Source organism: Acinetobacter sp. P37 (assembly GCF_057480965.1).
Map to the genome: position 1 here is coordinate 80,001 of NZ_JBLIYY010000008.1, position 18,747 is coordinate 98,747.

An 18,747-nucleotide genomic window follows, 5' to 3' on the forward strand; every position below is an offset into this window, starting at 1 on the left:
CATGAAAATCACTTCGTTATTATCGGATAAACCCTATAGCGGTATGGCGATTGCCGTGTGCTTTGCCATTTTGCTGATTTTACCTTGGTTACATGTATTACCCGCCGATTCAGCACTGCATTTATCAGCGTATTGGGTCACGCTCATTGGCAAAATTATGTGTCTCGCCTTGGTGGCATTGGCCTTAGATTTGGTTTGGGGCTATGCCGGCATTTTAAGCTTAGGGCATGGTCTGTACTTTGCCTTGGGCGGCTATGCCTTCGGTATGTATCTCATGCGTGAAGCGGCAGGCGATGGCTTACCCGACTTTATGCGCTTTTTGAGTTGGACCGAGCTACCGTGGTACTGGATGGGTACTGAACATATCGTGTGGGCATTGGCTTTGGTGGTTTTGGTCCCAGGACTGATTGCCTTCATTTTTGGCTTCTTTGCCTTCCGCTCAAAAATTAAAGGCGTGTATTTTTCAATTATTACCCAAGCCATGACCTTTGCTGCGGCGCTACTGTTTTTCCGCAATGAAACCGGCTTTGGCGGTAACAACGGCTTTACCGGTTTTAAAACCATTTTGGGTATGGATATTACCTCTGCACCAATGCGTGCAACCTTGTGTTTCCTCACGGCACTGACTTTGCTGGTCTGTTTTGTCGGCTTACGCCACCTGATGAATAAACCCTATGGTCGTGTACTCGGTGCAATTCGTGACAGTGAAAACCGTTTGCAATATTTAGGTTACCGCACCTTATGGTACAAGCTCTCTGCATGGGTGTTGTCTGCCGTGATCGCAGGGATTGCAGGCGCTCTGTATGTACCCCAAGTTGGCATTATTAACCCGAGTGAGATGAACCCTGTCAATTCGATTGAAATGGCGGTGTGGGTGGCTGCAGGTGGTCGAGGCACGCTGATTGGCCCGATACTGGGTGCAGGTTTGATCAACGGGATGAAGACCTATTTCACGGTGGCTTATCCAGAGGTATGGCTATTGATTTTAGGTGCGCTGTTTATTGTGGTAACGATATTCCTGCCAAATGGCGTGATTGGGCTATTAGAGCGGTTTAAAAAGGAGCGCAGCGAATGAATGATCAATGGGTTCAACCGCATGGCGGTCATGCCGCAGAAGGTTATGGACGACCGAAAGAGCAGGGTGCGGACTTCAGTCACGGGATTGCCCTGTATTTAGAAAAAGTCAGCGTTTGGTTTGATTCTTTCCGCGCATTAAATGATTTGTCGTTATATATCAAAGAAGGTGAGCTGCGCTGCATCATTGGTCCCAATGGTGCAGGCAAAACCACGCTGATGGATGTGATTACGGGTAAAACTCGCCCAACAGAAGGTTCGGCTTTTTTTGGGCAAACCTATGATTTGGCAAAAATGAGCACGGAGCAAATAGCGGAAGCCGGAATCGGTCGTAAGTTTCAAAAGCCAACCGTATTTGAAAATTTTACCGTGATGGAAAATCTGTTATTGGCTGCACCTAAAGATAAACGGGTGAAAAAGAGTTTTTTCAGCAAACTCGATCCAGATGCGCAAAACGCCTTGGACGAATCTTTAGCACAAATCCGCTTAGAAGAATTGATCCATAAACCGGCAGGGCTGTTGTCACATGGTCAAAAGCAGTGGTTAGAAATAGGCATGCTACTGATGCAACGTCCAAAATTGATTTTGCTGGATGAACCTGTAGCAGGAATGACCGATGCTGAAACAGAGCGTACCGCAGAGCTGTGTTTAGAGTTGAAAAAGAACCATACCCTTGTTGTGGTTGAACATGACATGAGCTTTATTGACACCATCAGTGAAAAAGTCACCGTGTTGGCGCAAGGTGCGATTTTGGCAGAGGGTACATTGGCCGAAGTCCAAGCCAATGAAGATGTCATTGAAAAATATCTCGGACGTTAAGGAGCAGACCATGTTAGAAGTCAAAGACGTCAATCAGTTTTATGGTGGCAGTCATATTTTAAGAGATGTGACATTTGCCGCTCCTGTGGGCGCATGTTCGGTGGTGCTCGGGCGAAATGGTGTGGGTAAAACCACCCTCTTAAAATGTTTAATGGGCATTTTACCGATCAAGTCAGGGCAGATCCTACTGGATGGCAAAGATATTTCTAAGCTAAGTCCAGAACAGCGTGTACGTGAAGGCTTAGCTTATGTACCGCAAGGGCGGGATATTTTCTCGACCTTGACCGTTGAAGAAAACATTTTGATTGGCATGGCAAAATTTAAAGGCGCTAAAACCCGAAAAGTGCCAGAACATCTCTATGAGATTTTCCCCGTATTGGATGAAATGAAACATCGACGAGGTGGAGATTTATCTGGAGGTCAGCAGCAGCAATTGGCGATTGCCCGTGCGCTCGCTTCCGAACCGCGGGTATTGATTTTAGATGAACCGACTGAAGGCATTCAGCCCTCGATTATTAAAGACATTGGTCGTGTGATTCGTCAGTTAGCTGATGGCGGAGAAATGGCGATTGTTTTGGTTGAACAGTTTTATGATTTTGCAGAAGAACTGGCAGATGAATATACCGTGATGGCGCGGGGGCAAGTGATTGCACAAGGTGTCGGTAGTGAAATGCCCGAAAAAGGCATTCGGGAACTGGTGGCGATTTAACTTTAGCTGTTTTTAAAGTGTGGCGGGCTTGTATCAATCAAGCTCGTTACTCTTTTCATTCAATTTACTACGCTCAAAAATCGTTGCTAGTCATGGCAGTTGAATCAAAAAAACGAGTGGCATAAAAAAAATTTGTTTAAGCCATACGCTTAAGTTGTTCTCAGCAGAGTCATTTGAAGCTTCAGCATCTAGTGCTTAAATGATGCTAAGCGGAATACTGAAACTTTAGTAAAAGGCGACTTGGCATCCATCAGTATTCGATCAAATGCGGCCGAATATACAAAATATCTGCTTTATTTTTGTGTGGATTACATTAATCTAAATGTACGACATAACAAGAAGATAAGAATATGGACGCGATATTATATTTGATCCCACCGAATGATTTGGAAACTCTGATTTTAGAAGCAGACACCCCTCAAGATGTCTTGGATTCACCCTTTGTACAACACTCCTTATTTTTAGGGGAAGCGTGGCAAGAGTTGAATCCATTATTAAGCGTGAACAGTGATTCAGTTGCGGCACTGAGTTATGCCATTCAGGCAGAACATCCTTTGTCAGAGCGACGACCGGGACTGAGCCTTGCAGTGCATTACAATACTGTAGTTCGCGTTGCAGAAATTCATCAGGCATTACAACCGTTAAGCGTGGATGAAATCAAAAAACGTTATTTGGTCACGATTGCAGAAAACGCACCTGAGCATGAGCTCAAATTGGCCGAACTAAAACTGTTTTTTTTACAGTTACAAGATCTTTATCGTGATGCGGTGCGTAATAACCTATCGGTGCTGAGTGTGATACAAGATGGTATTCGTTTGGATAAATTACCATAAACACAGCTCAACACGGGCTATAACTGAAGTTGCATCAGGACCAGATCACGCCATTCACCAAACTTTTGTCCCACTTCAGGCATATAACCTGTTTGCTTAAAGCCTAATTTTTTGTGCAGGGCAATCGAGGCGCTATTGCCGTGATCTATGCCAGCGATCATGACATGCATATTTTGGCTTTTAGCATGCTGAATTAGGTGCTCTAATAATTGCTGACCGAGACCCAGTCGAGCATAGTTTGGGTCAATATAGACAGAATGCTCAACAGTATGTCGATAGCCAGCAAAATGACGGAAAGAACCATAGTCAGCATAACCGGCGATTTGCTGTTGATCCTGATCTTCAATCACCACAAATGGAAAATTTTGCTTTTGCAAATCCAGCAATTTCTGTTGAAAAGAGTCAAGGGTATAAGCTTGATCATTCCATGTCGCAAAGCCGTTGAGAACTTCATGATTATAGATTGCGAGCATGGCCGCTAAGTCTTGTAGAATTGCAGGTCGAATGAGAAAAGACATGCGCAAATTTCTGATAAAAATAAAGTCAATTTAAAAACTTAGGCATAAAAAAAGCAAGGTAAAGAACCTTGCTTTTTTCTTCATCGCGTTCTGAGTTGAACTTAGAAGTGGTATTTCACCAACGCGCTGACATCGTTTTGGTCCTGACCTTTCAGACCATATTTGTTGTTCCAAACCGAGTGTTCAACACCTACGTAGAGCTTAGTCTTAGGAGAGATATGCTTACCGATATTCCATTTATATTGGCTTGTCCAGTTTAATTCACTAGCTTGCGCCCCTTTTTCAGCGGTTGACCAGTCAAGGAAAGCATCTACTAGAAAATCTTCAGAGCCGATTTTAAATGGCACAGCATAAGTGATTGTCATTTGATAATCATCTTTAGTACCGGCTGATTTAGAATCGTTATCGGCTTTATAGAAGTTGATGTTTGCATACTGTGTATATGGAATGTCTAAAGCAAAGCCAATACCATACAAGAAGTTATTAAACTCAGAATTTTTGTCGTAGCCGGCATTATGTTCCCAAGTCGTTGCAATAAGAACGTCTTTGATCGGACCCATAGAAAGGTCTTTACCAGAAACTTCACCTAAGCTAAGGCGCGGTGCTAGCTCAAGGTAAGTCGATGCTTCATCATCTTTGTCCCAAGCTTGGTCAACGAAGAAGAATACATCTGAATATTTCAGTTTAGCGGCATATTCAGCTGTGATCGTTTTCTGTTCATTGTTGTCACCATCAAAAGGCACAACATAATTTTCACCATATAAGCCAGTTAAGCTGAAATCTTGCCATACGATAGGTGAAGCTTGAGTGAAAGCAGCAGCAGATGCTAATGCACATGATGCAACGATTTGTGTAAGTTTCATTAAAAAATATCTCCCCCGAGAAGCACTGAAAGCATACAGATTATTAAGCAAAAATAAAGCCAAATTTTACTCAACGGCAAAATTGTTTTGTAATTTGAAGGGGAAATATGCCGTGAATGATCAATGACGGTAAAAGCGAGATTTTAAGTTGGAGTGGAATTGTACAAATAGAAGGTGGGCGTCGAGGAAATGCACAAAAATATGACCCAAATCAATTAAAACAATGCAAATCTACAATAAAGTCTTACTTTTTGTATGGATATTAAAAAAATATCAAAATAGCACTTGCAAAATGTCAATATAAGACCGATATTCGAAGTATAAGGACACGGATCTGCAGACTCTAAAGTGTTCATCATTCAATGTGGAGGACGACGTTCCATACAAAGTTGAAGATGGTCATCGCTGTTAATTAAACAGTAAGTGTAACGTGCCAAGATAATAAGTTTTGCACAAATATTTATAGATATTACAGATAGATATGAGGATGATATTATGAACATAGAAATCCGTACAGATAAAAACATTCCTAATAGTGATCGATTAATTACATACGTTCGTGCAGAACTTAATGAAGAATTTCAGCGCCATAGTGAACGCATTACTCACTTTTCGGTGCATTTAAGTGATGAAAATGGGGACAAGGGCGGTAGCGACGACATTAAATGTATGATTGAAGCGCGTCCTGCTGGTTTGAAGCCTGTCGTGGTCAACCATCGTGGTCATAATGTAGATACAGCTATTCACGGTGCAATTGATCGACTTAAACGTAGTCTTGAACATGTGTTCGAAAAGAAAGAGAACCCACGCAGTACACAACCTGCTTTTGCTGAAGCAGATGACAGCGTAGATGACGAATAAGTCTCAAAATTTAAAAAAGCCCTGCGGGGCTTTTTTTGTGTGTTTTGTATTTTGTGTTACATGAAATTCAAACAAACGCAGCTTTATTCGGCATAATAGATCAAAATAAATTGAAGTGAGCTTTCCCGATGTTAACAGCGCAACAACAGCTTTTTGTGCAAGCGTTAGAAGAACAAGATCTTGCACAGGTGCAACGCCTGTTGGCAGATGGTCTTAATCCAAATTTTATCGACTTTGAAAAAGGACCTGCGGTTTCTGTATGGTCTGATGGTTTATTTAAATGGTGGGAAATGGTTTGCGAAGCGTATGAAGCAGGCCAACCCTTAACAGCAGAACAGAAAACACAACATTTAGACGTACATATGCAAATCTTGGAAGCGTTGATTCAAGCCAAAGCTAATGTGCATTTATGGGATGCAGAAGAAATTTATGGTCCATTATGGGACGCCGCGAGTGCAGCATGTGTCCCTGCGGTACAGCGCTTATTGGATGAAAAAGTGAATCCAAATATGATTGATAGCGATGGTTTAACCATTTTATCGTCGATTAGTGAATTATTTTTTGACTGTGATTTTGACGCGGTAAATTGGTCAGAAGCATTGGAAGAAGAAAAACAAACCTTGGAGCTTTTGCGTAGCCATGGCGCAAAAATGACCAAAGAATTAGCATAATTGTGAGTAAAAACATGACTGTATTTAAAGTTTTAAGCATTGCAACATTATCCGGTTTGAGCATGTCTACACTTGCGGCGGATTTTTCATTTGACCGTCCGGGCGCGGGTATGGGCACAGGCATTACCCCTGTCGGTCGTTTGGCATGGGAACAAAGTTTGCCAGCAGCGAGCTATAGTGAAAGTCGTGATGACAATGGTGAAAAAGTAAAAAACACCACTTTAAATGCAGACATGTTATTCCGTACTGGTTTGGCAAAAGATTTGGAATTGCAACTGGGTTGGCAAGGTCCTGCATGGTCTAAAACCAAAGTTGCGGGTCGCTCAGTTGAAGATGATGGTTTGGGTGATGTCAGCATTGGCCTGAAAAAAGCCATTGATTTGAATGATGAAAAATTATCGATGGCCATTCTTGCAGAAGCCATTATTGCAACAGGCAATCAAGGCTTTAGTGCTGAAGATGACATTTATAGTCTGACTTCAGCCGTGGCTTATGATTATAGCGATACAATTGGGACTTCAATGACCATGCGTTATGAAGTTCAAGATGGTGATTGGGCTGTGAGTGCTATTCCGGGATTGGAATATCAAATTGCGGGTAATTTATCGGGTTTTTCTGAGCTGGTTTATCGCAAAGCAGAGAGTACCGATCAGGAAGTGTCATTAGCATCAGGTTTGACGTTTGCCGTTTCAGATCGCATGCAGTTGGATGCGAGCGTTGGTCTAGAACTCACTGGCGGTCATAAAAATTATCAGTCAGGTTTAGGGGTATCTTACCTGTTCTAAAAGAACACTAAATTTTAAAACGTATAAATACAGACTGAGGATGAATTCAGCTGAATGAAACAATGGACTTATGTTGCGGCAGCGGCTGTGCTGTCGTTCAGTATGGGCGTCTCTGCTCAGGATGCATTACTTTCAGCTGAAGATGCTTTTCCTTTCTCGGTCGCCTCTGAGCGTGCAGATCAGGCGGAGCTGAGTTGGGATATTCCAGCGCATTATTATCTGTATCAGCACAAAATAGAGGTGAAGCAGGGCAATCAAGTTTTAGCTTTGGATTTGCCTGCTGCTGAGGATTTAAAAGACGATAACTATGGTCATACGCAGGTATATTACCAACAGTTGAGTTTTAAAATTCCGACTCAAAAACTGCAGACCTATCAAGTCAGTTGGCAAGGCTGTGCCAAGGATCGGGTGTGTTATCCACCACAGAGCATCAGCTTCGAAACGGATGCTTCTGGCTTGGTCACACAGCAAAATCTTGCCAGTCCAAATAAACGCTTACTCGACTTTGCAGCAGAAAATACTGTCGAACAGCCTATGGCGAATCGTTTAGATCAGCAGCGGGCAGATAATGCTGCACTGGCTTCTAAACGCTATACTGCAAGCGACCAAATGTGGTCTGAAAAATTAGCACAAAGCTCTATATTTTATGGCCTTTTGCTGTTTTTTGGCCTGGGTTTTTTGCTGGCTTTTACCCCATGTTCATTGCCAATGCTGCCGATTTTAACCTCACTAATTGTCCGCGACAGCCGAGGTTTAAAAGCGTGGATGATTGCACTGACTTTTGTCACCAGTATGGCGATGGTGTATGCCATTCTTGGCTTGGTGGCGTCGTCTGCAGGTTTGAATTTCCAGCGTTGGTTGCAACAGCCTTCGACTTTAATTGCCTTTAGCGCGCTCTTTGTAGTTTTTGCCCTGAATTTATTTGGTTTATTTGAACTGAAATTGCCACGCAGTTGGGTCAATCGCTTAGACCAAGCGCAGTCGATGCAAAAGGGCGGTAGTCTCGTTGGCGCTGGAGTCATGGGGATGATTTCAGCATTGCTAGTCGGTCCTTGTATGACAGCACCGTTGGCAGGTGCATTATTATTCATTTCCCAAACCCAAAGTCAGTGGCAAGGTGCATTATTGTTATTCACCCTCGGCTTTGGCATGGGGACCCCGCTATTGTTGGCCAGTGTCCTTGGCTCACGGGTATTGCCTAAAGCGGGTTTGTGGATGAATCAAATCAAGGTGCTCTTTGCTTTCATCATGTTGGCATTAGCTTTGTATTTTATTCGACCATTGATCAGTGAAGCTTGGTTACAGTGGTTATCCCTTGCTCTGGGGTTGGTGTTTAGCGCTTATGTGCTTTGGCGCATTTTATGGCGCAGTACTCAGCTCAAATGGTTGTATATCTTGGTGTTCTGTGCAGCTGTACCTTATATTGTGTACAGTCAATATCAACACAGCCAACGTTTTTTAGTCGAAGAAAATCAAAAACAAAGTGCTTGGCATGTGGCACATACAGCAGAAGAGTTTCAACGTTTATTAAGTGAAATTCCCCAAGGTCAATCCGCGATTATTGATGTCTATGCCGATTGGTGTGTGGCCTGTCAGCCGATTGAACATAAAGTTTTAAAATCGGCAGCAGTGCAACAGGCTTTGGCACCATATTACTTAATTAAGTTAGATTTGAGTCAGTATGATGCAACCCATCAAGTACTGCTCAATCAATGGGATATTTTAGGGCCACCGACCTATTTATTTTTAGATACAGCGCATCAAGAGATACGTGGACTACGCTTGACGGGCGCTTTTAGCGAGAAAGAATTGCTAGCGCAATTGGAAAAATTTAAATCGCGTGGAGAATAAAAATGATGCGATTATATATTGCCAATAAAAACTATTCGACGTGGTCTATGCGACCGTGGTTGGTGTTACACGCGTTTAATTTACCCTTTCAAGAGATCTTGATTCCGTTTTCTGAAGAAGCAGATGGCGGAGCATTCAAGCAACAAATGTTAGCCCTACATGCCAATGGCAAAGTGCCCCTACTGCAACATGACGGTGTGATGATTTGGGACTCATTGGCGATTTGTGAATATTTGGCAGAGCAGTTTCAAGAGCTTCCACTGTGGCCAAAAGATGCTACACAACGTGCATGGGCACGGAGTATTTGCGCGGAAATGCACAGTAGTTTTATGCAATTGCGTAGCTTATGCAGTATGAATCTGCAGGCGGATTATGGTCGTCATGGTCAGAGATTATGGTCTGAACATGCTGAATTGCGTGCTGAAGTGACTCGAATCGAGCAGATTTGGTCGAGTCGTCCTGCGGTGGATGGCTTTCTATGCGGTGAATTTAGTATTGCCGATGCATTTTTTGCACCCGTAGTGACACGTTTACAGACCTTCCAGCTACCTGTGAGTGACAACACACAGCGTTATATGCAAAAGATTTTGCAGCATCCTTCTGTGGTGGCATGGATCACGGCTGCTCAACTGGAACAGCCAGTCCGCCGTATGGAACAGTATCTTCGTTAAAAGCTCAACGTCACGTCTGACCTAGATAAAAGTTTTAAACCAAATGGCTAAAGCTTTGTTGCTCAGTGTACGCCATCACCATATTACGACCACCAGCTTTAGCTGCATATAGCGCTTGATCTGCATGGGTCAGTAATTGTTGTGGTACTAATTCAGGCGTTGAAATCGCAATGCCAAAACTGGCTGTCACATGAATCGACTGACCGTCATGCCCCCAAATTTCAAGCTGTTCAATGGCTTTTCGACAGCGCTCTGCAATGAAAATTGCTTGTTCTAAGTTAGAGTTTTTTAACACCAAAATAAACTCTTCCCCGCCAAAACGCCCAACTACATCACTACCGCGTAAATGTTGGTTTAATACTTGGCTGACGAGAATCAAGGTTTCATCGCCTTTATCGTGTCCGTATTCATCATTGATGCGTTTAAAATGGTCTAAGTCCAACAAGACCAGTGCATATGTATCTGTTTTAGCACTATCGAGCTGTTCCAAACACTGATTGATACTGCGTCGATTAAATAAATTGGTCAGTGGGTCGACTTGACTAAGTTTTTGAATCAAATGCTCTCTGTGACGCCATTGGCTCAGTAAGATTTCAAATAAAGCCAGACAGGTTAATAAAATAGGAACAATGAAAAAGATCATTGAGAAGAGCCAAAAACTATTTTGATAGCCATAGGCATGAGGTTGAAAAATCGGGGCATAGGGAATAATGCCGCGAATACTTAAATACATGCAAATAGATAAAAAAATCGTGGCTGGAATCAGCATGCTATAGACGATTTTTCGTGTAAATAGCACTAATCCAACGGTCACTAGGCTCACATAGGAGATCATGGTGGCTGGGCTCATGACACCAATTAAATAACCATCACGACATAAAGAAATGACGAATAAGCCGACCGAAAGATAAGGTAAAACAAGCTGAATTTTTGGGTTTTCTTTTCCAGCATAGCAAGGCCAAATCAATAGCACCATTAAGCTAAAAAAGACGATGTTGGTCCACAATTGAGAGTGGATGAGATCAAGGTTAACCCACTGCCAAAGTTCAGGTGTAAAAGAAATATATAATTTCCAAATAATCCAAAGCAGATGAATGGCTGAGCCAAGCATCAGCATGAGCATACACTTTTTCAGGATGCTCCAATTCATGACCACTTCATCTTCCAGTAAATACTGGGCGATTCTATTGCGAAGGATCATGTCACGTATGCTTGATTTCACCGTCATCCTGTGTCTTTGCCCTGTTCGAGTTATCAATTTTTTTCTTAAAGTTTATATAGATATCATTTTATAGGCTTACATTAGCATGAAAATTTACACTTGATAACGGTCAAGAACCGCTCAGTAATTTTAAATTTTTTACGAGTTCAAAAAGATTGTTCTAAAAATAAAACATAGTGTCATAAGGATCGGGATTATTCTATTTATGAAAAGTGATTACACTAGGCTCAAGTTAATAACAACAGCTTTAGGTTTTAGTCATGAAAATTTTGCATATTGATTCAAGCATCATGGGCGACGCTTCAGTTTCACGTCAACTCAGCGCTGAAATTGTACAACAGCTACAGCAAAAACATGGTGATGCGGCACAGGTTCAATATCTCGATTTAGCAGTACAGCAGATTCCACATCTCAGCAGTGAAATTTTGATGGGTCAAAATGCAGAACAATCGGCTTTAGGCGAGCAGTTGTTACAACAGTATTTAGATGCCGATGTGGTTGTGGTTGGTGCTGCTATGTATAACTTCGGTTTGCCATCAACTTTGAAAGCATGGATTGACCGTATCAGTGTTGCAGGTCGTACCTTTAAATATACAGAACAAGGTCCAGTGGGTTTGGCAGGTGACAAAAAAGTCTATATTGCCAGCAGTCGTGGCGGTGTGTATGGCGATAACAGCCCTGTAGATTATCAAGAAGGTTTATTAAAAGCCGTGTTTAATTTCACAGGTGTCAGCGATATTGATGTGATTCGTGCCGAAGGTGTCAATATGGGACCAGATATGAAAGCACAAGCAATGGCAACAGCTCAGGCTCAAATTCAAGCCATTTAATAGATTGACATTTCCCTCTTAGGTCAGCATCCGCTGACCTTTTTTTATGGTGACTTTGATCCATTTCAGGGATTATTTTTCAGCGATTAATCCTGATCCAGTCGATGTGCAAAATCGGCTAAATCACTCAGCGCACGCTGTCCTTCTTCAAACCATGGGCTAAACATTTGGAAGTTATGCCACATGCCAGTGTACAACTTGAATTCGACATCTAGGCCGGCTTCTTCTGCTTTGACTTTAAAACGCTGCGCATCATCCAATAAAATTTCTTTAGAACCCACTTGAATATGAATCGGAGGTAGTCCTTTGAGCTCTGCAAAAAAAGGCGAAACCAATGGATCAGCTCGATCGACCGAGCGGGGTACATAATAATCAATACCTGTTTCGAGGGCTTCTATGCTTAACAGCGCATCATGCTTACGGTTATAGCGTAGGGACTCACTGCTCAGGGTCAAGTCTAAAAACGGTGACATTAACACCAAACCACTGACTTGTGGAAGTTGTTCCTGTTGAATTTTAAGGGCTAAGGCAAGCGCCAAGTTTGCACCACAAGAGTCGCCTGACAAAATAATATCTTTGGCTTGAACCCCTTGATCTAATAACACCGCATACACATCAAAAAGGGCATCGAGTGCTTCAGGGAACTGTGCTTCAGGGGATAAAGGATAATCCAAATGTAACACTTGCATTTGCGTGCGTGCCACAACTTGAGTCAGAAACGCCCGATGCGTGTTCATCGAACCCAAGAAAAATGCGCCCCCATGAATATGAAAAATGAGTTGGGTCGATGCCTGTTGTGGTTTGATTTCTTCGGCTTTTAAGCCGGCTAAGCGAATAGGACGAATTTGTACATCGGGGTTTTGGGGAAATGCACGACACATTTGTTCCAAAGCAAACCTTAAAGTATTGGGCGGTAAATTGAATTGGCTCGGCCCACGAATTGTGGTTTTTAAAATGCTTTCTGTAATCAGTTGTTTCGTCAGTGGCGATATCTTCATTGTCTTTCCATCTTTTTCTATTTTTGGAATCGTGTGAGCATATTTACCAACACAAATTACAAGGTTACACTAAACGGTCACATACAAAAATTGATAAATTGTTGTGACTTTTGGATACTAATGTCGTCTATATCAGACCAGGGAAATAAACAAAAATGAAAAAAATTGCACTAGCATTAGGATTGATGAGTTTAGCCGCATTTGCAAATGCTGCAGATCCGCTAAATGGTACAACTTGGAAAACCATTGATGATAAAACCAAGCAGCCAAAAGCGATTGTAAAATTCACTGAGCAAAAAAATGGTACGCTTTCTGCGAGCATTCAGTCAGTTTTGACACCAGGTGAAGAGAACGCTTGTAAAAAATGTGAAGGCCCATATCACAATAAATCATTAAAAGGCTTACGTATTGTGACAGGTCTTAAAAATGTAGGTGGTACAAGCTATGAAGATGGTTCAATTTTGGATCCTCAATCAGGTAAAACTTACAAGTTAAAAGGTCAATTGGCTGATGGTGGCAAAAAACTAGAGCTTCGCGGCTTTATTGGCGTTGCTGCTTTAGGTCGTAATCAAACATGGATTCGTGCCAACTAATTTGACATGATTCAAACAAAAAAAGCCTGACAATGTCAGGCTTTTTTATAGCCTATTTTCAGCCACAATTGAACTAGAGCCGTGCATGAGTGTGATAAAAAAATTTATTTCAATGCACGGTAAGCGCTTTCATCAAAGCCAATCAATAAATCGCTACCTGTATCGAGTACAGGACGTTTAATCATGCTGCTATGCGCTATTAAACATTGAATCAAATTTTCTTCACTGGCTAACGCTGTCTGTTGCTCTTCTTCACTGAGTTTTTTCCATGTTGTGCCTTTTTTGTTGAGAATCACATCAGCGCCTTTGGCATTAAGCCATTTTTTTACGGTTTTAGCATCAATCGCTTCTTTTTTATAGTCATGAAATTCGTAGCTTAGGCCTAATTCGTTGAGCAAGTCGAAAGCTTTTTTCATGGTATTACAGTTTTTGATGCCATAAATTTTAATCATGAAGGTGTCCTTAATTATTCAAACAATAAGATAAAAAATACAATTAAGCATTATCCTACAGGCTAATTCATCAATGCTCAAAGCTCGATCTGGATGTGGATTGAGAAATAAATGTTTTGCTGTAAAAGTCGCATGTAATAAATATTGGGTATTGTCATCAAAACGACATTTTGGTCTTTTAGAATAGCCTACAGAACAAAACGATGCTCAGAAAAGAAAGCGATGCAATAACAAGAAAATTCAGCTTAAGGTTGCACAGTCAAAAGTAGAAAGAAAGCGAGAATAAGAAAATGCTGTGCAGATTGAATTTTTAGCTGTTTTATTTGGGGGATGTTTGAGTCTATAGATGTGGGGACTAGATAAGAGAAAACCCGCATTTAATCATCCTGATCATGCGGGTCTCAATCCAACGTCCATTGTCACATCCTTGAAAACAAGCTAAATCATTTAGTTTGTTTTTATACTTCCTTCGGCGTCCAATCCTTTTATGTCATCCTGACATGTCCCTTTGCCGTGCGACCATAATGCTATGTTCAAGTTATGAGATAAATCCACAAATTCGTCATGTAATGTGAGAAATAAGCTCTAATTGAGTAAACAATCGTTCACTCAATTAATTGTTGGAAGCTTAAATTTTATAATCAATAATCACAGGTGCGTGGTCGCTAAACCATTCATCTTTAAATATCCAAGCATTGACTGTACGTTCTTTCCAGTCTGGTGAACATGCATGGTAGTCGATACGCCAACCCACATTTTTGGCACGCGCTTGTCCTCGGTTAGACCACCAAGAGTAAAGCTCGGCTTCTTTACGTACCTCACGGAAGGTGTCGACATAGCCAAGCTCATCATAAATATGATCGAGCCATGCACGTTCATGTGGTAAGCAGCCTGAAGCCTTTTGGTTCCCAGACCAATTTTTAATATCAATACGTTTATGCACGATGTTGTAGTCACCGCAAACAATCACTGACTTATTTTCAGCACGCCATTGCTTCAAAATTTGTTGATATTCGCCTAAAAATAGGTCTTTGCGCGCCTGAGCTTCTTCACCCGATGAACCAGAAGGCAGGTAGAGCGAGCAAATATGTGCAGTTTGTCCAAGTCCTAAATCGAACTCAGCAGAAATAAAGCGGCCTTGAGTGTCTGCCAATTCAAAACCTAAACCATCTGTCACTGAAACAAAAGGTAGGCGGCTATAAATCGCAGTACCGGAATAGCCTGGGCGTTCTGCAGGGAAAAGGTGTGTAAACCAACCTTCGGGTTTAAATTTATCGGTCCATTGTTCATGGGTAATACGGCTTTCTTGCATGCAGATGACATCGGCATCTGAAGTTGCCATCCAGTCAAAAATACCTTTTTTTTCAGCGGAACGCAGACCATTCACATTAATTGAAACGACACGTAAAATTTTTTGATCACTTGGATAGCTACTCTTTGGTATCATGCTCAGGTTTAACCTCAAACTTAAAAAAATGGAGCACCTCATGACAGCGCAAGCGGCATTTAATCCACAAGCTTTTATCGAACTCGCATTATCACGTGGTGTGCTTAAATTTGGTGAGTTTACTTTAAAATCGGGTCGTGTGAGTCCTTATTTTTTTAATGCAGGTCTACTGAACGATGGTGAAGCCTTATCATTATTGGCTTCTGGCTATGCAGCTAAATTAACAAAATGCGATAATGTGGAAGTGGTCTTTGGCCCAGCTTATAAAGGTATTCCATTTGTAGCAGCAACGGCTGTCGCACTGTCACAAAACCATGGTGTGAGTGTACCTTGGGGCTTTAACCGTAAAGAAGCGAAAGACCATGGTGAAGGCGGTGTGCTTGTGGGTGCATCAGTAGAAGGCAAAAAAGTCTGGATCATTGATGATGTGATCACTGCAGGTACTGCGATTCGTGAAGTAGTGACTATTCTGAAAAATGCCGGTGCACAAATTGCGGGCGTATTGGTGGCGCTAGACCGTCAAGAAAAAGGTCAGGGCGATTTGTCTGCGATTCAAGAAGTACAAAAAGAGTTAGAAATTCCTGTACATGCTTTAATCACTATGAAAGATTTAATGACTTTCTTAGATGCAAAAGGCGAAACTGAAGCCTTGGCGAAAATGGAAGCGTACCGTGTTAAATACGGCATCTAATTTTTCGGGATTTCAAAAGGCAGCTGAAGCTGCCTTTTTTACGTCTTTAAATGATGATTGTTGCATCTAACTAACAAAAAATGTGAAATATTACTTAAAAAGTAGGCGTTAAACGTGAAGAATCAATAAAAAGCCGTCTCAGTGCGCTATTTACTGAAACGGCTTTAGTTAAGGTATTGATGCTTATAGAAAATTTAAAGAATTTCGTATAACGTGTATTATGTTAATTTTAGGAAAGCTTAATAAATCCGTGTTTAAAAATTAAACTAGAAAGATTTTGTATTACTATCAATTTAGAATTCCTCTCTTATAAATCTTATTTAATGACGCTATCTTTTTGTATTGATGAAGCTATTTTATCAATGGTAGTACGAACACGTATTGGTAAGAAATTTGATCTTTTCCATACAATTTGAATAGGATAGTTAGTACTTGAATAGTTAGTAAGTAGGTGTATTAATTGACCACTTTGTATATATTCTTGAATCAACCAGGAAGGTAACCAACCAATTCCTCCATGCATTAGTACATAATCTAATATGCTTTTTATGTCATCCATTTGAACTTTATTTTTTGGCAAATATTTCATAGTTTTATGATGAGAACTTTGAAATATCCACTTTTCAAGCTGCCCATTTTTCAAATATCCAATAGTCTGATGGTTATCTAAATCTTTGATGCTCTCAGGAACCTGGTATCTTTTTAAATATTCAGGTGTGGCACAGAGCCACATTGCATGCTCAGAAATCTTTTTAACCATTAATTGACTATTATCTTCTAAATTACCAATTCTTATCACTAGGTCATAATTATCTTCAATTAAATCAATATAACGATCATTAAAAGAAAGAACCATATTCAAATTTTGATGTTCATCTGCTAAGTCTCTTAATATCGGAACTATGAACTTTTGTCCAAATAATACAGGCATAGAGATACGTATCATTCCCTGAATATTTTGATTATTACTTTCAAATAATGTCTCAGCTATTAATAATTCTTGTACAGCCCGCTGGCTATGTTCATAGAAAATACTACCTTCTTCTGTGAGAGCTAAATGACGTGTATCCCTGTTAAAAAGTACTACTCCGAGCTGTACCTCAAGCTTTGAAATCATCTTACTGACAGCGGAACGAGTCAGATGTAATTTTTCTGATGCTTTAGTAAAACTTCCTTGTTCAACAACACTAATAAATGCCATCAAACTTTTCAGATCATTAACACGCATATTAGTTCCAATTGGGAATCAATGAGTTGATTCATTATCACTTTTGTATCCAATTTATCAATGATAATCTAATTAAAATTCATATTAGGAACCTTACTATGAACAGAATTTTAGTTATCAAATCTAGTTTTATGCAGGAAAAATCTCTAAGTAATCAGCTCATTAATAAATATTTATATAGACGTAAGCAAAGTGGTTATGTTGACCAAATAATTGAACATGATCTAGGAGCTATGAACTTACCAGTATTAAACTTAGAGATATTTAATGCCTTACGTGGAGAGGCGAATGAAAAACCTGAGGTAAAAGCAGCAGTAGCTCTCTCTGATCAATTTATTCAAGAGCTGAAAGATTGTGATCTATTATTGATTGCAGCACCAATGTATAACTTAAATGTACCAACCCAATTAAAAAACTGGTTCGACTTAATTGCACGAGCACGAGTAACTTTTCAATATACAGAAACCGCACCCGTAGGATTAATTAAAGGTGTTAAATCAATTATCTTTAGTTCACGTGGTGGTTTTCATCAAGATCTTCCAACAGATGCTGTTACAACATATTTAATAGCAGTATTAGGATTAATTGGTATTGATAAGGTAGATTTTATATATGCTGAAGGCACTGATATTAAACCATTAGGGAAATCTAAAGCACTTGAATTAGCTTCACAGCAAATTGCTTTACAAACGAACGTAGGATTGTAAGTATATTCTTCCTTATGGCAATGAAATTATAATTTTCTATTGTTCTAAGGTTCCTATTTAACATAATGGCTGTTATACGAATTGAATTTTTTTTCATCTAAGAATATAGTATGATTAACAATGTTAATCATAGGAGCTTAACATGGCTTCAAATGCCTTAGTGACTACTCGTATTAATGAAAATATTAAGCATGAAGCAACGGAAGTTCTCGCATCAATGGGCTTAACTGTCTCAGATGCAGTCCGTTTGTTGTTGACCAAAGTAGCGAAAGAAAAGGCTCTACCTTTTGAAATTTGGCAACCCAGTGCTGAAACTATTGCAGCGATGGAAGAAGATCTAAGCAAAGCAAAGAGCTTCACTTCTGTAAAAGATCTGATGGCTGATCTTAATGCGGACGATTAAGTACACCTCTGCATTTAAGAAAGACTATAAACGTGAGAAAAAAGGGCAACATCGAAATACAGTAGATGCTGATCTACAAACAGTTTTAGAGTTACTACAAGCCGATGAACCTCTACCTGAAAAGTATCGTGACCATGCTTTGGTCAGCAATTGGGTGGGTCATCGTGATTGCCATATCAAGCCTGATCTTGTTTTAATCTATAAGAAAACAGAAGAAGGTGAACTGCTAATTTTAAAATTAGTCAGATTAGGCAGTCATAGCGAATTAGCAATTTGACCTAAAAAACAGTCCTTAATTGAGGGCTGTTTAACATAAAATCTCTTATACGAAACTCTCTTCATCACACTTCTTACATTCCAACATCACCCCTAACTTTTCATTCCGTCCTTGCTCCGTCAAAACCCAAGGGCGGTTTTGCCATGGAGGATCATGTCGGACATGCTGTGTATGACCACAAGCTAAAATGGCATACCAATGATTTTCATCATCCAAGGCAAAATCAACAATGGCTTGCTGCATA

23 protein-coding genes are annotated in these 18,747 nt (G+C 40.6%); 15 read left to right on the plus strand and 8 right to left on the minus strand.

Going from position 1 to position 18,747, the window contains the following annotated elements:
• The first annotated feature begins 1 nt into the window (after position 1).
• The 4 genes from urtC (at position 2) to AC25JC_RS09335 (ending at position 3,435) form a co-directional block, all read left to right on the plus strand.
• Complete coding sequence (gene urtC, locus AC25JC_RS09320; RefSeq protein WP_168379684.1) at positions 2–1,075, plus strand: urea ABC transporter permease subunit UrtC; 1,074 nt, start codon at positions 2–4, stop codon at positions 1,073–1,075.
• Complete coding sequence (gene urtD / locus AC25JC_RS09325) at positions 1,072–1,893, plus strand: urea ABC transporter ATP-binding protein UrtD (protein WP_168379685.1); 822 nt, start codon at positions 1,072–1,074, stop codon at positions 1,891–1,893. Before urtC ends, urtD begins: the two co-directional genes overlap by 4 nt.
• A 10-nt stretch (positions 1,894–1,903) precedes the next feature.
• Positions 1,904–2,602, plus strand: a complete 699-nt coding sequence (gene urtE, locus AC25JC_RS09330; protein WP_068532840.1) for an urea ABC transporter ATP-binding subunit UrtE — start codon at positions 1,904–1,906, stop codon at positions 2,600–2,602.
• 350 nt (positions 2,603–2,952) lie between these two features.
• Complete coding sequence (locus tag AC25JC_RS09335; RefSeq protein ID WP_486923916.1) at positions 2,953–3,435, plus strand: DUF1877 family protein; 483 nt, start codon at positions 2,953–2,955, stop codon at positions 3,433–3,435.
• A 17-nt stretch (positions 3,436–3,452) separates the two neighbouring features.
• Here the strand turns inward: AC25JC_RS09335 and AC25JC_RS09340 are convergent, their stop codons facing one another.
• Together AC25JC_RS09340 and AC25JC_RS09345 are read right to left on the minus strand one after the other, a co-directional pair.
• Positions 3,453–3,953 (minus strand): GNAT family N-acetyltransferase, encoded by a 501-nt coding sequence (locus tag AC25JC_RS09340; RefSeq protein ID WP_486923917.1) that lies wholly within the window; start codon positions 3,951–3,953, stop codon positions 3,453–3,455.
• Positions 3,954–4,054: 101 nt separating this feature from the next.
• Positions 4,055–4,816 carry an outer membrane protein OmpK gene (locus AC25JC_RS09345; protein ID WP_168379688.1) on the minus strand — a complete coding sequence of 254 codons (762 nt, stop codon included), beginning with the start codon at positions 4,814–4,816 and terminating at the stop codon, positions 4,055–4,057.
• Between the two features lie 495 nt (positions 4,817–5,311).
• Here AC25JC_RS09345 and AC25JC_RS09350 point away from each other — a divergent pair, with 495 nt between their 5' ends.
• The 5 genes from AC25JC_RS09350 (at position 5,312) to AC25JC_RS09370 (ending at position 9,655) form a co-directional block, all read left to right on the plus strand.
• Complete coding sequence (locus tag AC25JC_RS09350) at positions 5,312–5,677, plus strand: HPF/RaiA family ribosome-associated protein (RefSeq protein WP_111885127.1); 366 nt, start codon at positions 5,312–5,314, stop codon at positions 5,675–5,677.
• A 128-nt stretch (positions 5,678–5,805) separates the two neighbouring features.
• A complete protein-coding gene (locus AC25JC_RS09355; protein ID WP_078190592.1) occupies positions 5,806–6,348 on the plus strand; it encodes an ankyrin repeat domain-containing protein in 543 nt (180 codons plus the stop codon).
• Between the two features lie 14 nt (positions 6,349–6,362).
• Positions 6,363–7,133, plus strand: coding sequence for a transporter (locus tag AC25JC_RS09360; protein ID WP_486923918.1), 771 nt, complete (start codon positions 6,363–6,365; stop codon positions 7,131–7,133).
• A 54-nt stretch (positions 7,134–7,187) separates the two neighbouring features.
• Positions 7,188–8,984, plus strand: coding sequence for a protein-disulfide reductase DsbD (gene dsbD / locus AC25JC_RS09365; RefSeq protein ID WP_486923919.1), 1,797 nt, complete (start codon positions 7,188–7,190; stop codon positions 8,982–8,984).
• 2 nt (positions 8,985–8,986) lie between these two features.
• Positions 8,987–9,655, plus strand: a complete 669-nt coding sequence (locus tag AC25JC_RS09370) for a glutathione S-transferase family protein (RefSeq protein ID WP_486923920.1) — start codon at positions 8,987–8,989, stop codon at positions 9,653–9,655.
• A 34-nt stretch (positions 9,656–9,689) separates the two neighbouring features.
• Here the strand turns inward: AC25JC_RS09370 and AC25JC_RS09375 are convergent, their stop codons facing one another.
• Positions 9,690–10,883 (minus strand): GGDEF domain-containing protein, encoded by a 1,194-nt coding sequence (locus AC25JC_RS09375; RefSeq protein ID WP_180024635.1) that lies wholly within the window; start codon positions 10,881–10,883, stop codon positions 9,690–9,692.
• Positions 10,884–11,137: 254 nt separating this feature from the next.
• Here AC25JC_RS09375 and AC25JC_RS09380 point away from each other — a divergent pair, with 254 nt between their 5' ends.
• A complete protein-coding gene (locus AC25JC_RS09380; RefSeq protein ID WP_180078552.1) occupies positions 11,138–11,707 on the plus strand; it encodes an FMN-dependent NADH-azoreductase in 570 nt (189 codons plus the stop codon).
• An 86-nt stretch (positions 11,708–11,793) separates the two neighbouring features.
• Here the strand turns inward: AC25JC_RS09380 and AC25JC_RS09385 are convergent, their stop codons facing one another.
• Entirely contained in the window at positions 11,794–12,705 is a 912-nt protein-coding gene (locus AC25JC_RS09385) for an alpha/beta hydrolase (RefSeq protein ID WP_486923921.1), read from the minus strand.
• Positions 12,706–12,860: 155 nt separating this feature from the next.
• Here AC25JC_RS09385 and AC25JC_RS09390 point away from each other — a divergent pair, with 155 nt between their 5' ends.
• Positions 12,861–13,298 carry a DUF2147 domain-containing protein gene (locus AC25JC_RS09390; protein WP_078193227.1) on the plus strand — a complete coding sequence of 146 codons (438 nt, stop codon included), beginning with the start codon at positions 12,861–12,863 and terminating at the stop codon, positions 13,296–13,298.
• 104 nt (positions 13,299–13,402) lie between these two features.
• Here AC25JC_RS09390 and AC25JC_RS09395 read toward each other — a convergent pair whose 3' ends face one another.
• Together AC25JC_RS09395 and AC25JC_RS09400 are read right to left on the minus strand one after the other, a co-directional pair.
• Positions 13,403–13,750, minus strand: a complete 348-nt coding sequence (locus tag AC25JC_RS09395) for a Spx/MgsR family RNA polymerase-binding regulatory protein (RefSeq protein WP_180116156.1) — start codon at positions 13,748–13,750, stop codon at positions 13,403–13,405.
• 628 nt (positions 13,751–14,378) lie between these two features.
• Entirely contained in the window at positions 14,379–15,197 is an 819-nt protein-coding gene (locus tag AC25JC_RS09400; protein ID WP_180116155.1) for an exodeoxyribonuclease III, read from the minus strand.
• A 40-nt stretch (positions 15,198–15,237) separates the two neighbouring features.
• On the opposite strand from AC25JC_RS09400, the gene pyrE reads away from it, so the two are divergent.
• Positions 15,238–15,888: an orotate phosphoribosyltransferase gene (pyrE, locus tag AC25JC_RS09405; RefSeq protein ID WP_180116154.1), complete on the plus strand. Its 651-nt coding sequence runs from the start codon at positions 15,238–15,240 to the stop codon at positions 15,886–15,888.
• Between the two features lie 316 nt (positions 15,889–16,204).
• Here pyrE and AC25JC_RS09410 read toward each other — a convergent pair whose 3' ends face one another.
• Positions 16,205–17,116: a LysR family transcriptional regulator gene (locus tag AC25JC_RS09410; protein WP_078194112.1), complete on the minus strand. Its 912-nt coding sequence runs from the start codon at positions 17,114–17,116 to the stop codon at positions 16,205–16,207.
• Positions 17,117–17,214: 98 nt separating this feature from the next.
• On the opposite strand from AC25JC_RS09410, the gene AC25JC_RS09415 reads away from it, so the two are divergent.
• From AC25JC_RS09415 to AC25JC_RS09425, 3 genes are all read left to right on the plus strand, one after another.
• Entirely contained in the window at positions 17,215–17,823 is a 609-nt protein-coding gene (locus AC25JC_RS09415) for an FMN-dependent NADH-azoreductase (protein ID WP_180116153.1), read from the plus strand.
• A gap of 142 nt (positions 17,824–17,965) precedes the next feature.
• Positions 17,966–18,226, plus strand: a complete 261-nt coding sequence (locus AC25JC_RS09420; protein ID WP_168370261.1) for a type II toxin-antitoxin system RelB/DinJ family antitoxin — start codon at positions 17,966–17,968, stop codon at positions 18,224–18,226.
• Positions 18,213–18,503, plus strand: a complete 291-nt coding sequence (locus AC25JC_RS09425) for a type II toxin-antitoxin system YafQ family toxin (protein ID WP_180116152.1) — start codon at positions 18,213–18,215, stop codon at positions 18,501–18,503. The genes AC25JC_RS09420 and AC25JC_RS09425 overlap by 14 nt, the downstream gene beginning before the upstream one ends.
• A gap of 45 nt (positions 18,504–18,548) precedes the next feature.
• On the opposite strand, the gene AC25JC_RS09430 is transcribed toward AC25JC_RS09425, so the two are convergent.
• Entirely contained in the window at positions 18,549–18,746 is a 198-nt protein-coding gene (locus tag AC25JC_RS09430) for a DUF3565 domain-containing protein (protein WP_180101671.1), read from the minus strand.
• Position 18,747: the final 1 nt, after the last annotated feature.